We start from the raw sequence: 13968 nt of genomic DNA, 5'->3' as shown, positions 1-13968 counted from the left end.
CGCCCTTTCCCTTGGCCTTAGAAGCGCGCTCGCAAGCGAGGGGCTTCCAGGGTTTGGCCGTCCTGCCCATGGGCCTTCATGGCCGCACCGACCTGCCGTTGGGCGTCGGCCCCAAACCCGCCTTCCGGTGGCTTCCAAGCATTGGCAGCGGGAAGAAGCTCGTCCAAGAGCTTGGATCGGTTGTGGGCTCGCAGCTCGTTCTCAGCGTTGTTCAAGAACGACTTGGTCTCTCGGTTGCTCGCAAAATCGATGGGCTTCATGCCAGGCTCGTTTCGAAAGCCGTTGACATGGTTGTCAAAGCCTTGCTCGCCGACGAGCTTACACCCCTTGTCCCAGTCCGCCCCTGCGAACACCAGTTCTCGGCAGAGTTCCGTCTTTCCCTGCTTCGCCGCTTCATGGAGGACGCTGTAGCCGGCATAGTTGTTGTAGGCCCAGCCCTCGTCTCCGTCGATGTTGAACGTTCGGTTCCGACTGACCAGTTCTTCGTTGGGATCCACCTGCTCCAGCAGACGTTTGGCGTCGCCGGCCTCAACGAGGGCCACAATGTTGAGCACGCGGTCTTGCTCCTCCTTCGTCTGCTCCGCCTTTTCCGCGGCCTGCTCTTCCGCTTCGGCATCCCAATACCGAGCCTCGTGGTAGTAATCCCGGCTCGCATAAGGGGTTTCCCCCCTGTCGTTCTCTACGTGGTGCTGGGGAACGCCTCGCCCCACCCCATCGACCAACTCTTCCATCGCGCGCTCGTCCGCGGTATGGGCAGGAATGTTTCCCTCCATGTCTTTTGCGTCAACCTGGGCCCCGGCCAACACCAACGCCTGCACCATCTCCCCCGTTTTGACGTAATGAAGCGCGGTTCGGCCCAGCGCATCGGTGTCCCTCACACTACCGCCCTGCCCCAACGCAGCGACAAGCTCGCTGGGCGTCTCGGCCAGGAAAATCGGGTCGGTCGCCGCATCGACGCGCTCACGCGGCGAAAAATCGTCTCGGTGGTTCCGAATACTTTCTCGATAAAGCATAGGATCATGTTTTAGCGCTGGCTCGCCATTCGAGTTCAGCAGGGAGGGATCGGCCTTGGCATCCAGCAAGCGCAGCACAACGCTTGGGTCGCTGGCCAGGTGGAGCGGGGTGTCTCCCCCGTCCGTCCGCAGATTCACGTCGGCGCCGGCATCGATAAGCATGTGGCAATCGCCTTCAAGCCCTCGCTTCGCAGCAACATGCAGAGCGGATTGCCCTTGGCTTAGGGCATTGACATCCGCTCCGGCCTTCGCCAACAGCGCCAAACCTTCCGCAGTAGGTTTTTCGGACCAAGCGGGTTCCCTTTGGTATGTGCTCAACAGGCGATCAAAAGGCGAACGCCCTTGTTTGTCCAACGCGTGAACATCCGCCCCAGCCGAGATAAGCAGTTCCATCTGCCACGGCTCCTGACATTTATGCAAGGCGGAATCGCCGCGCGCGTCGCGATACCCTTTCACATCGGCGCCGTCTTCGATGGCCTGCCTTACCTCGTCCTCGAAGCGACCCTTCGTCTTCAGACCAGCGAAGGCCAAAGTGCTCCCCAACCGATCCGTTGCCTCATCGTTGAACGATGGGGGCGCACTCTGCGATCCCAACCGGGTCCGACTAGAAGATGGGATCGCCCCTTGGGCCTGCAGAGCGCTCTGTTGACCCGACCGGGTCTGATTGGAAGATGGGATCATCTGAGGACGTTCACCGGGTGAAACTTTTACCGGCTCCACCGAAGCCACTGGCCGCTGGCTTGAATCATCCAAGCGCTCCCGGACCGGGGGTTCAGGCGGCTCAGAAGAAGCCACGCCTGGTAGTTCCGTGTCCTTTTGACGGATGAAGGGTCGAAGTAGATTTGAAAAGACGTTGCCAGCCATGGTTCCTCCGCTTGGTGAGTGATACTCATGTCTTAACAAAGAAAGGGGGATGCGCAAGGGGCCGCAAAGAGAAAAGGGGCGGCTTTCGCCACCCCTCTCAACCCAGCGTAAGAAGCTCAAGAAAAAACATGGTGCCTAGTTAGTGATTTCTCAGGTCGGTTAACTAAGCATTCTTTCCACCCCGGCGACAGCAACCACCGGAAACCACCGATACAGCAAGGATAACCACCCAACCACCTTCTAACCGCTCACCCTGGAAAAGTTCTCAGTTAGAAGTAGAGGAATCGGACCACAGCCGGGTCTTCCCCCAGCACATTCATTTCTAACTCGAAACCTCAAAAGGTCAACCCCCTACCTGCGCTAAGCAACCTGGCGTTCCTTGCGTCGCGATGGGGTCCTTCGACCGGCTTCCGTCTTTCGCCCCTGCTCCATGTCCTGCTCCTTCTTGACCTGCGGCAGCGGCTCGCGTTCAAACGCCGGGATGTCCAAAAAGGTCATGACCTTCTCCGCTTGGCTGGCTGCGCGGAACAGGGTCCTGGGGTCATCGGCCAGGGCTTTCATCCAGGACTGCAGGTAGGCGGCGTGTTGCTCTTCGTGCTCCTTGCCCAGGGCAATACCCAGGCGCTCGGAAATGAACAAACTGGACAGCTCTGCAACCAGCTCCTCTTTGGCGTAGTCCTGGCTGCCGAATCGCCCGGTCTGGTCTCGGTCGAGGCGGTGCTTCGCTCCAGTCCAATGGGCCAGTTCGTGGAGCAGCGTGGCCTGATAGCTGACGTCATCTCTGAAAGTGTGGTGCTTCGGCAGGTGGATTGAATCGGCAGCGACGCTATAGAACGCCCGGTTGCCACCGTCGTGGTGAACCTTCGGCTGGTGACGGTCCAGCAGCTCCCGCACACGCAAGTTACGGATCGACTCGGGCATGACGAAGGGCGGCGGGGGCTCCGGCATGCCGTCGATCTGGCTGGCATTGAACACCGTGGCGACGAACACCGATGGTCCCTGGTATCCGCTCTTCTCTTCGCCTTCGGTCAACGGCTCGGCCCCGTCTTTGGCTTTGCCGGCCTTGCTGAAATCCCAGTAAGCGATCTGCTGGCCCTTTTCGCCGCGCTTGACTTGGGCCCCAATGCTTTCTGCCTGCCGGTAGGTCAGCCAGCGATTGTCGTTGTAGCCATGGGCCATCTGCGCCCCGAGAAGGATCAGTGTGTTCGAGCCCCTATAGGACTTGCCCGAGGTTGGATTCCACGGCCCGTTGATCGAGCCGTTCTTCGGGGCGTCGGGGTCGTTCCAGGGTCGGCGCCAGGGGATGGTGCCCTGCTTCATGAGGTCGAGCATTCGCTCGGCGGTGGCTTGGATGAGATCGGAATACTTGGACATGGGTGGTTGCCTCAAATCTTTTTCAACCTCCTGCGCCTCTCAACAGGTGGTTGTGGGTAGATGGGGTCAGAACTCGATATGAAGGGTCAGACTCTTGCGGTGATACAACGCTCGCCGCACCAGCTCGGCGATTTCGTCCTCGCTGCGCAATCCCTGGTCGCCGTCTTTTCCCAGACGGACGTGGAGACCAAACCCGCTTTGCACGAGCAAGTATTGCGGGTCCGCTTCCGGTGTCTCTGGGCTCTCTAGATCGGCAGCGGTGATAGCTTCTTCGTGGAAAGCGTCTTCGGGAATGTGGTCGGGCGATGGCATGGGGGCTCCGTCTTGGTTTGGATACCCCTTTGCAATAGCGCACCATCGCCGGTTGTAAAGGCCTACGCGGCTTCAGCCATCGGTGCGCCCGACAGGAGGGCGATGGCTTCCATGGCCTCTTTGCTCAGAGGGTCACCCAACGGAACCTCCTCGTCCGGGATGGCCTGGGGAGCCCCGCCCTCCAGGCGCGGCTTCAATCCCCCCACGCGCAGGTTGACCCAGCGCTCGGCCTTCGATCCCTTCGTCGCCTTCTTCTGCTTCTGCTGGAGCCCCGGCATCCGTTCGCGCACCCGCTTCCAAAGCTCTTCAGCACCCACCGGCTTGCGGCCCAGCTCATCCAGAACGTAGTTTCGGTAGTCTGCATAGATGTCGTTCTTGTCGGTCCACGTGCCTTCTTCTTCGATGACCATGCGCTCGGCGAAATAAGATGCCGTGGTGTCCGTCTCTTGCCGGGTCTGCTCGGCCAGCGCTTTGACGGCCTCGGGCATTTCCTCGGGCAGGCCGCCACGCTCAATGAGGCGCATGCCCCCCTCCAGCAGCCAGTCGATGATCACGGCCATTTCCGCCGGGTCCTCGGTCAGCTTCTTGTGGAAGTCCGGATCGCGGTCCTTGTCGTTCTCGGCCAGGCGCACATTGAACGGGATCATGCAAATCTTTCGCCAGAAGCCGTGTTCGTGACTCGTCACCGAGAACATGGCGTTCAGTGCCAGGAAGAGCGTGCCGCGCGGCACCGTGGTGTAGGCATCTTTGCCCTTGTTCTCCGCTGACATGGGATCGCGCGAGATAAGCGCCTTCAAGACCTGCTGGATGGGATCGGAGAGGACCTTGGGCGCCTCTGTCGCCAGATAAAGAGTCTTGGAAGCGAGAGGTGCCATGGCGAACTGCCCATCCAGCTTGTCGATGCGGACCGCAGTGTTCTTGGGGTGGATGGCTCGCAGGACGTGAAGCAAGGTGCTCTTGCCGTTGCTGCCGCTTCCCAGCAACAGGAAGGCTTTTTCCAGGCACATCGGCATGACCGACGACGCCATGGCTTCTTGAAGCAACCCTCGCACGGCCATGTCCGGCATGAAGCGATCCAGATATTTGGCCCACCGCGACTTGGGGTCCAACGGCTTGGGGGTGTAGCGGCCGGACCTCACCTGGTCGAGGTTGAGCTTCGCTGGGACCAAGGAAGTGATCCCGTGTTTGGGGTCGGCCGGCAGGTATTCGATGTAGGCCTTCTTGTTGGCGTCCTTGAGGATCTCCAGGTAACCGCCCTTCAGCGGCACGATGGCCCGATGCTGGCTTTCAGGCAACTTCATGCCAGGCAAGCGGATCATTTCGAGAATGGCCGTCTTGACGCAGCTGGTCGCGCTGCTCTGCTTGGCGTCCTCCGGGGCGTGCTTGCGCATCCAGTCCAACGCGTGGGCTTCTACTTCCCGGGTGGCTTGCGGGGCCCAGATGCCTTCGGACTCATTCCACTGATACAGCGAAAAATCGATCTCGCCGTTGTCCATCTTGCCGCCAATGCGGAAACAGTTGGCGCGGCGCATATCGTCGGCATAAGCCAGCTCAAACGAGAGGTCTTCCCCAATAACGCCCAGGTCATCCGTGGCGTCGTTGGGATTGGCATCGGCCCCAAAGGCCTTGCCCTTTTTCTTCGGAGCCTGATCAACGGCGTCGCCATTGGCCTCCCCGCCCTTGACAGGGCCAGTCTTCGACTTACTCTTCATGTTGTAATCCCTAGTAGTAAACGCCCCGGTTCGCACCCGGGGTTTTTTATGCCGCTTGACTGGGGCGATGCACCCACTCTTGAAGCGCCTGACGCATGGCCTCGGAAGGGGTTTGCCCACGGGCCACCGCCGTCTCCTCCACCAACGCCTTAAAACTTTTGCTGACCCGGGCCTTCAACAACTCATCCCGTGCGGTCTTTTCGCGTTTCGTCTTCACTGCCTGCTCCGTTTCTTGATTTGTGGTCCTGTTGTGGCCACAAATCCATCTAAGCAGGCTTTACGGAACTGGCAAGGGCTCGCGCCAACGGATGTTCGTTTCTGCTTTCGATGCTCCAGAAACACTTGAAAGTGTGAAATACCTCAAGCATCAGCCTGGGAGGTAGCAAGTGCTTGTTACCCACTTGTTACCCTTCAAACCCTTATGTTTACTGGGGGTAACAGGTGGTAACAAGGTAACAAGTGGTTTAAGAGATCCACGCAAGAAAAATCCACTCACCGCTCACAACATCCATGCATACACCCATCGGGAGCTCGCGATCCACCCGTTACCCTGTTACCCCTTGTTACCTCCTTATGGGACAAGGCTTTCACGGGTAACAAGGGGGTAACAGGTGCTTGTTACCTGTTAGGAAAAACAAGAGCAAAAGCGGCTTGAAGCAAGAGCCGGCGGCTGCTCGCCGCCGAGTCTTGAAGAGGGAAAGGCGGGCCTCCGGCCTCTACTCGTAGAGGTGGAAGTGGGACCAAAACCCGGGGCGCCTGGGACCGGTCAGTTCGTTCCCCACCGTGACTTTGACCGCCCCAAGCGGCAGGAAATGAAACGTTTGATTCGCGTGGATCTGCAAAGCCGTCATCGCTGCGCACAACGGATCGATGTCACCCGCCAGCACCAGGATTTTTTCGCTTGGAAGGTGTTTCAGTTGACTCCTGATCGCGGCAAGGGCAAGCGAACCCGCGCCGCAACAGCTGTCGTAGACCTTGGCTCCGCTCCCACCAGGCCGATGCCTGGTGGCAAGGGCTTGAACCAGATCGAGAAGATCGCCGGGAGTGAAAGACTGACCCAGCCCTTCTCCACCCTTCCTGGCCAGCAGCTCGGCATGGACCCGTCCCAGGACATCGTCAAACGGCCTGCTTGCGAAGACCGCTTTGATGTAAGCGTTGATGGCTGCTACCACTTCAGGCGCTTCTTCGACATTTTTTTTCAAGGGTCCAAAAGCAAGGACTTTGGTGTCGAGGTGACCCTTGGTGTCTGCGTGGATATGTGCCATTGACATCAGTGCGTGCTGAACGAACGTTTCGAATGCAACCCGCGGATTCCACGGCTTGCCAGGAGTGGAAGGAATGGCGCGGATGGCCTTCACAAGCGCAGTGACCTCATTCATTGTTAGCCGCCCCCACGTCAGCGCCCGCCACCCGGCTCACGTGGGCCATGTCGAGGTAGGTTCCGCGAATCAGGCCAGACTCCACTCCCCGCTTGAGCCTGCGCGCGGCTGCAGCACCGTAGCCGATGAACACCGATCCCGCCGGGCAACTCGTGCCCAGGGTCCCATCCGGGCGGCAGAACGACAGACGCCCCTTCGTGAACACCACCGCTGAAACGCTGGGGTGGTTGAGCACCGACTCCTGCATCCAGCTCGTTTCCATCCGCGCCAGCACAAGGGCAATCCCGTTGCCATGCTCGGCGGCCTTCTCCATCCAGCGGTGCTGGCTGGTCGGGCTGTTCTTGTGCCCGCCGTAGGGCGGATTCATCCACACAAACGCCGACTTTGGCCAGGGCGTCTTGAGCCCGTCGTCGCTGGGCTTCAGCATCCGGGTGGCCGTGCGCCAGGGCATGCCCTGCTGCGGGATGCAGGGATCCAGGTCAAACGGACCCAGGCCGTGGACGATCTCCGGCGGGGTGAGCCAGGTTTCGGTCGTGATGCCTTCCGGCGCCCGGTCGTAACCAACGTTGTTGGCGACGGCGAGCGAAAGCCTGGTCTGCTTGGGCTTCTTCGCGGGCTTCTTCGGCTTGGTCGAAACAGGGAGGGGGCGAGCAACAACGTTCATGGGAAATCTCCAGGTTTGAGTTTTTTGGGGCAAAGCTCCGCCAGCACGGCTGGTCGGCCGCGTTTCGCGAAAAGGGTTGAGGGGTTGGGCCAGACCTGGCCCCGGGCTACCGCTGCGCTGCTGGCTTAGCCGTTGGCGGCGTCTTGGACGTCGAGGAAGGCGTCCAGCGTTGCCAGCTGCAGGGTGAGCACCTGGCCGGAGGGCACGCCCCGCAGGTCGCGGTTGGGCACGTTGACCGACGTGCTGGTGTCGGCGGCAAGCACGCCCAACGCGTGGGGCAGAACGTCGGCCAGGGCGTCCGCGAGGGCCTGCGAGGTCACGTTAGAGAACTGGTTCAAGAGCGAGGGGTCGAGCGAGAGGATGAGCGGTTGCATGACTGTCTCCGTGCTGGTGTGGCTCCATTTTCCAGTCACGATCCGCGCGCTTCGATGCCCTAAGAGGGCCTCCCCTCTTGGACCTGAATCCTCATTCATCCAGCCACGCTGGGGCGGCGGCGGAAGCCGCTGCCTCCCCGCTTTTATCTCTCCACGACCGAGCCGGCGGGCAGCCGGCGAGACAGGGGCGTTGCGCCCCTGAAGGGCCGTCTAAAAGGGCGTTCCCTTTCTGCTCGGGGCAGGGGCCGGAAGCGAGACGTCCAGCAGTTCCGCCCTTGCTTCGTTACGAGCCGTGAGCGCCATCTTCGCGTCCTTCATTCGCTCTGCTTCGCGCGCTTTCAGCACCATGGCTGGCGCGGCCTGCGGGTCCTCTTCGGCATCGAATGCAGCCCGGGCTTCCGATGCGTCTTTGATGGCCAGGGATTCCTCCCACGCCATGAAGTCGGAAACGGCACCCAGCCAGTCCTTGTGGCATTGGAGCAACGCGCCTTTCAGTGCGGGCTGTGCCCAAGGCATGCCGAACGCTTCGGCCAGTCCGCACTTCTCGACCTCGAGTTTGAAGTAGTTGTGTTGATCAACCTCAGCGATGCTCTTGCCTCGGAAGAACATCCGAATGTGATCCTTCGCGCCCAAGGTTTGACCAGGTCTTACCGACGCCACCACCCGCTCGCCTCGCTCATCGACCCCAATCGTGAGCAGGAGGTCGCCATTGAGCTGCTCTCGAAACGTCGCCAAGCCTTCCGGCAACGTTCGCGTGGCCCCCAAGAGATGGCCTGGCTCCCTCGCGTCCCGCCATGGGCGCCCTGCCGGACGCGTTTTCTCGTCCTCGAGGGCGTCGAGAAGGTCCACCAACGATATGGCTGCGTGGGTGCGTGCCTGCCCCGGCTTGTCCACCACCACGCCCACCTTGCGAGCCCACGCGTTGAAGGCTTCGTAAGTCATGTTCAGCAGGCCCGCGGCCTCGGCTGCGGTCCATGTGTCCATCCACACCGCCTCCCGCTTGCCAGCCCCCAGTTCCTGGCGTTGCTTCTTCTCATCGGCCAGCTCTTTGTCCAGAGCGCGCAGCAACTTTCCCCAGGTTACCCCCCACCCGCCCGCGAACGTGTCATCCACGTGCCCGTAGCGGTCAGCATAGCGACGGATCAGCGCCGCTTCGGTCTTTGCTTTCGAATCAAACGACATACGGGGCAACCACTAGGATCGGTGGGGACTGTAGATGCTTAGAAGCGGAACGGCGTGCGAGTGATTGGGTCCGCCGCGGGCGGCAGACCGTCGTCCAAGCCTTGAGCACGGGCTTGGTTGCGGACCTCCCTCCACGCCGCCTGGAACGCGGACTGAGCCGCCTCCATCGCGTCATCGAATGGCTCGCGCGCCGCAACGCTGGTCCAAGGCTCCAGCAGCGCCTCGGCCAGGGGGGCCTCCCAGATTTCGCCCTCTGCCAGGGCCCTGTCGCGCTCCTCGATGGGCAGCAGTTGCACATGGCCCACCAAACGCCCGTTCTGCCGCACCCAGGGCTGAAGCTCGGCGAAGCAGTCGGCGGGCGTTGCGGTCAGCGCAGGGCGCGGCAAGGGCTGCCCCAGCACGGCCAGCACCTCGCCCCAAAACTCCGCTGCATCGAAGGTGGCCAACGCAAAAGCCAGGGACGTCATGTCGGCCAGTGCCATGTGCTTGGCCCGGTCAGGAACCCGCCCCCCCTTGCGCGGCACGATGGGGTTGGCACGGGTGACCGTGTGCCGGGCTGGGTGGGCCTTTGGGGTGGCCTGCCCGGCCGCGTCGGTGTCTGTGAGCCCGTCGAGCGCCTCGGCGAGCGCGGTCACCGGCACCAGCCAACTACCGCCCAGTTTGCGCAGGCCGGGAACGATGACGCCGGCCGCCAGTTGCTCGCGGGTTTGCTCGTAGCCGCCGGCCCCCGTTCGGTTGAGCACGCGCGCCACGTCTTCGACCGACAAGAGCGGCTTGTCGGGGAACATGGTGCGCAAGATGTGCAGCATTCCGTTCATGGGCTGGGGAAAAAGTGGGGAAAAACGATCCCTGGAAATCCCTGTTTTTCCCGGGGTGGACTGGGGGTGGCAAGAAAAAGGGGCTGGACGGATACCCGGCCAACCCCTTGATTTTACTGCTTTTTGCAACCTTGAAACTGGTGCCGGAAATAGGAATCGAACCTACGACCTACGCATTACGAATGCGCCGCTCTACCAACTGAGCTATTCCGGCGGAGCCCGCGATTTTACGGGCTGGGCGCCCCGGCGGTCAATCCACCCGGCTCAGTCCGCCTCTACCCGGTTGGCACACACCCGCCCAGCCGCGAAATCCTGCAGGTTCCCCAGCGTGATCGCCGAGATCTCCTGCAGCGCCTCCACGGTGAAGAAGCCCTGGTGGCCGGTCACCAGCACGTTGGGGAAGGTCATCAGGCGCTGGAAGGCCTCGTCGTCGATGATCTCGCCGGACAGGTCCTGGAAGAACAGCGCGCTTTCCTGCTCGTACACGTCGATGGCCAAGTGGCCGAGCCGGCGCGACTTCAGCCCGCGGATCACTGCATGGGTATCCACCAATCCGCCGCGCGAGGTGTTGACCAGCATCGCGCCCGGCTTCATCCGCGCCAGCGAGGCGTCATTGATCAGGTGCTGGGTATCGGGCGTCAGCGGGCAGTGCAGCGAGACGATGTCAGCGCGCGCCAGCAGTTCATCCAGCGCAACCATCTCGCCGATACCTGCGAAGGCCGCCGACGGATACGGATCGTGCCCCAGCACCGTGCAGCCCATGCCCTTGAAGATGCGCGCGGTGGCCAGGCCGATCTTGCCGGTACCGATGATGCCGACCGTGCGGCCATGCAGGGTGCGCCCGAGCAGGCCATCGAGCATGAAGTTGCCCTCGCGCACGCGGTTGTAGGCACGATGGGTCTGGCGGTTGAGGGTCATCACCAGCGCCAGTGCATGCTCGGCCACGGCTTCGGGCGAGTACGCCGGCACCCGCGCGACGAACAGGTCCAGCGCTTTCGCAGCGGCCAGGTTCACATTGTTGAAGCCCGCACAGCGCAGCAGCACGGCCCGCACACCCAACGCGTGCAGCGCGCGCAGCACCTGCGCATCCAGCCGATCGTTGACGAACACGCAGACCGCGGCGCAGTCCTGTGCCAGCGCTGCGGTATGCACATCCAGCGCGGCATCGAAGTAGACGAACGTGTAACCCTGCCCCGCCGCCTCACGCAGGTTGGCTTCGTCCAGGAAGCGACGGTCGTAGGGTCGGGCGCTGAAGACGGCGATCTGCATGGAAGAACCTGGATGGAATGCCATGCCGACCATACCGCAGCCACGCGTCCGTGGGGATGGCACCGGCGATGCGAACATCGCCGGTGCCCTGTGCCACTCAGAACTTGTAACCCAGCCCCAGCATCACGCCGTTCTGGATCTGCCCGTCACGACGCTCGCCCACGTAGTCGGCCATGATCGACAGGCGTTCGCTGGCGCGGCTGGTCACGCCCAGGTTCCAGGCCAGCACCTGCTCGCCCACGGCCTGGCTGCTTGCCCCGAACACCAGATCCGGTGCTGCGGCGAAGCCGGTGCTGTAGCGCGCCTGCGAGTCGCCCAGTTCCTTCTGCCAGACCACGCGGGCACGCGGGGTAATGCGCTCGCCGTTGTTGCCTTCGAAGGTCCTGAACAGCTGCAGGCCGGCGCCCACGCGGATGCTCTCCAGGCTGCCGCTGCGACCGACCAGTGCACCCGCACCCTGCCCTTCATTGAAGCGCGTGGCCGAGGTACGCGCGTAGTCCACCACCGGCAACAGCGGCTGGATCACCAGGCCCTTGCCCGTGGTGAATGAGAACGCGTGCTCCACCCGCGCGGAGATCGCATCGTTGCTGTACGTGGCACGCAGCGGCTGCTGCAGGCCATCGATACCGCTGACGCTGCGGCGGGTGTCGTGACGCAGGTCTGTGTAGCGCACCGCCGCCGAGAGATAGCCGCGCGAATAGGTCGCGTCCAGGTAGCCGCCCACGTCCAGCGCGCGCACGTCACCACTGAAGTCGGAGCCGTCGCGGCCCTTGGTCGACATATCCGCCGCTGCCACGCTGACGCCCAGGGTGACGCGGTCATCGGCAACGCGGGTATCGGCGCCGACGACGATGCCGCCGATGTTATGGCTCAAGCCTGCCACGCCACCGTCGGCATCGATGCGGCCGTGGCTGGCAAAACCGCGCGCCCACAGGCCATGGTTGCGACCAGGGCCACTGCCTTCACCGCCGCCCGCCGCCGGCTCGACCAGATGCATGGCCAGCTGGTTGAACAGGCTGCCGTGGCGCATGCCCGGCTGCGCCGACACCGACTGCGCGGCCTGCGAGGCCAGGCCGTCGGCATCACCGCCACTGCGCATCGCGGCCTGGTGCTGCTGCACCACGTTGCCGATGCTGCCCACCAATGCGTTGTCGGCCAGGCGCAGGCTCGCGTGCGCGTCACCGCGCAGGGCACCGGCCTGCTGTGCGATCACATAACGGTCGGCGAACTGCAGCGCGCCGAGCAGCGACTTCAGGCCACCATCCCTGCGATCGGAAGCGGTCGCCAGCGCACGGCCAAGGGCATCGCCCGAAGCACCATTGGCAAACAGCCCCAGCTGGTCGAAGCCCGGGTTGGCGGTCAACCACAGGCCATCCGCGGTCTGTTTCACGTTGAAGCTCAGCAGCGAGTTGTGGCGTGGGCGGAACACCTCGCCGCCGGTGATGCTGGCGCTGTAGCCGGTGTCCCCCAGGCGCACGACCTCTTCGAAGCCGCCCTGGTAGATCGGGCCCTGCACCAGGTCACGGCGGAAGTCCTGGCCGTAGTAACCCTGCGCCACGTTCAGTTCGAGGAAGGCCCCTTTGGAGATCACCAGGGCGCCGTCGGTCTGCTTGCTGTCGAAGAAACTGCCTACATGCAGGCGGCCACTGCCAGCCCCGCCGTTTTCGGTCACATCGAACAGCACCTTCCCGCCCGGCATGATGTTGACGTAGCCATGGGTGACCAGATCGCCGCCGCGCGGCATCAGGGTCCCGTACACGCGCAGGCGATTGAAGCCATCCTCGCGCCAGGACGGGCGGGTACCGCTGGCCAACGCACTGAGATCCATAGCGGTGCCGGCCACGTCACCATTGCCGACCAGCATGCCTGCGGCCATTACCCGCACCTCCGAAGCGCGCAGGGCGCCGCCTTCCAGCGCGATGGTGCCGTTGTCGACCAGCATGAAGTCGGCACCGGTGGTCGCGGAGGTCCGCCATGTCGCGCCATTGGTCACGCGGATCACGCCCATGGAGTTGTCCAGCGTGGACACATCCAGGTCACCCAGGCGCAGCTTCGACAGCAGCAGGGCCTTGTATGTAGGATCGTTCTGGTAGTCCTGTACCGAGTTCGCGCCGATGCCCTGCGGACCATTGCTGGAGGCGTTGTAGATGCTCTGCGCCAGGTTGATGTAGCTGGACTGCCAGTTGGTGTTCCAGCGCGCGAAGTCATCATCGACGAAGGTCTGCAGCTGGCGACCGGTGCGCAGGTAGCCCGGGTTGATGTCGCCGCTCACGTTGGCGGTGACATTCAACGTATCGCCCGGGTCGCGGTAGCCCTTGGCGGTGATGACCCTGTTGCTGTAGATGTCCTGGCCCGGGAACGACTCCAGCTTGCTGCCGCTGCCATCAGGATCGAAAGTGACCGAGGCACCCGTGGTGCGCGCCGGATCGCGGAACACCAGCAGGCCGTTGGGCTGCACGACTTCATACATGGCCTTGTGCAGCAGCCCGGCATCGATGCCGCCGCCGTAGTTGCCGGTGTAGATCTGGGTCATCCGTGGCGACGGCGTGTAGATCACCTTGCCGCTGTTGCTGGCCGCGTGGATCTGTACCGAATCGACGATCGGCAGATCACCGGCCAGATAGCGTTCGACGCCACCGGACTGCATGATCGAGCAGGACGAAATGCAGTGGCCGGACACGATGGTGTTCAGGCCGGACGTGCGGATCACGCCCTGCAGCCACTCGCCGGCGATCAGCGCGCCACCATTGGAGGTGCGCAGCACCACTTCGCGGATCGGCCGGCCCTCGGCCTGTGCCTTGGCCAGCAACGCGGGCAACGACACCACATCGGCGTAGGTCACCCCGCCGCTCAGGAAGATGCGATCCCCCTGCACGTGATAACTCATTGCCATGACGTCATCAGCCGCCGCGATGGCGCCAACGGCGATCAGCCCGGCCAGGGCCAGGCTCAACTTCGAATGCTTCATACGTTCTCTCTCTCCACCCGCAACACGCGGGTAAGGAGT

General features: G+C 62.8%; 12 protein-coding genes and 1 tRNA gene. All 13 read right to left on the bottom strand.

Going from position 1 to position 13968, the window contains the following annotated elements; all coding sequences use genetic code 11:
* Positions 1-17: 17 nt before the first annotated feature.
* Positions 18-1877 carry an ankyrin repeat domain-containing protein gene (locus tag AC5P67_RS08455; protein WP_077684467.1) on the bottom strand — a complete coding sequence of 620 codons (1860 nt, stop codon included), beginning with the start codon at positions 1875-1877 and terminating at the stop codon, positions 18-20.
* A 360-nt stretch (positions 1878-2237) separates the two neighbouring features.
* The gene (locus tag AC5P67_RS08450) at positions 2238-3251 is read right to left on the bottom strand and encodes an ArdC family protein (RefSeq protein WP_111196844.1); all 1014 of its coding nucleotides are present in this window, start codon (positions 3249-3251) and stop codon (positions 2238-2240) included.
* 66 nt (positions 3252-3317) lie between these two features.
* Positions 3318-3563, bottom strand: coding sequence for a hypothetical protein (locus AC5P67_RS08445; RefSeq protein WP_040008462.1), 246 nt, complete (start codon positions 3561-3563; stop codon positions 3318-3320).
* A 62-nt stretch (positions 3564-3625) separates the two neighbouring features.
* Positions 3626-5275, bottom strand: coding sequence for a DNA primase family protein (locus tag AC5P67_RS08440; protein ID WP_495214537.1), 1650 nt, complete (start codon positions 5273-5275; stop codon positions 3626-3628).
* 46 nt (positions 5276-5321) lie between these two features.
* Positions 5322-5492 carry a ribbon-helix-helix protein, CopG family gene (locus AC5P67_RS08435; RefSeq protein ID WP_140222693.1) on the bottom strand — a complete coding sequence of 57 codons (171 nt, stop codon included), beginning with the start codon at positions 5490-5492 and terminating at the stop codon, positions 5322-5324.
* Positions 5493-5991: 499 nt separating this feature from the next.
* Positions 5992-6654, bottom strand: a complete 663-nt coding sequence (locus AC5P67_RS08430; RefSeq protein ID WP_136191691.1) for an N-6 DNA methylase — start codon at positions 6652-6654, stop codon at positions 5992-5994.
* Positions 6647-7318 (bottom strand): DNA N-6-adenine-methyltransferase, encoded by a 672-nt coding sequence (locus AC5P67_RS08425; RefSeq protein ID WP_024957511.1) that lies wholly within the window; start codon positions 7316-7318, stop codon positions 6647-6649. The genes AC5P67_RS08430 and AC5P67_RS08425 overlap by 8 nt, the downstream gene beginning before the upstream one ends.
* Positions 7319-7443: 125 nt before the next feature.
* The gene (locus AC5P67_RS08420; protein ID WP_024957510.1) at positions 7444-7692 is read right to left on the bottom strand and encodes a hypothetical protein; all 249 of its coding nucleotides are present in this window, start codon (positions 7690-7692) and stop codon (positions 7444-7446) included.
* Positions 7693-7902: 210 nt separating this feature from the next.
* Positions 7903-8874 (bottom strand): hypothetical protein, encoded by a 972-nt coding sequence (locus AC5P67_RS08415; protein WP_024957509.1) that lies wholly within the window; start codon positions 8872-8874, stop codon positions 7903-7905.
* A gap of 38 nt (positions 8875-8912) precedes the next feature.
* Complete coding sequence (locus AC5P67_RS08410; protein ID WP_130519109.1) at positions 8913-9692, bottom strand: hypothetical protein; 780 nt, start codon at positions 9690-9692, stop codon at positions 8913-8915.
* Positions 9693-9830: 138 nt separating this feature from the next.
* A tRNA-Thr gene (locus AC5P67_RS08405) sits at positions 9831-9906 on the bottom strand.
* A 50-nt stretch (positions 9907-9956) separates the two neighbouring features.
* Positions 9957-10961: a 2-hydroxyacid dehydrogenase gene (locus AC5P67_RS08400; protein ID WP_227415820.1), complete on the bottom strand. Its 1005-nt coding sequence runs from the start codon at positions 10959-10961 to the stop codon at positions 9957-9959.
* 97 nt (positions 10962-11058) lie between these two features.
* Entirely contained in the window at positions 11059-13929 is a 2871-nt protein-coding gene (locus tag AC5P67_RS08395) for an autotransporter outer membrane beta-barrel domain-containing protein (protein WP_329754834.1), read from the bottom strand.
* Between the last annotated feature and the right edge of the window lie 39 nt (positions 13930-13968).

This window comes from Stenotrophomonas sp. YJH_SMC_21 (assembly GCF_059369555.1).
The sequence above is the reverse complement of the archived record's forward strand: the minus strand, read 5'-3'. Positions and strand labels throughout refer to the sequence as shown.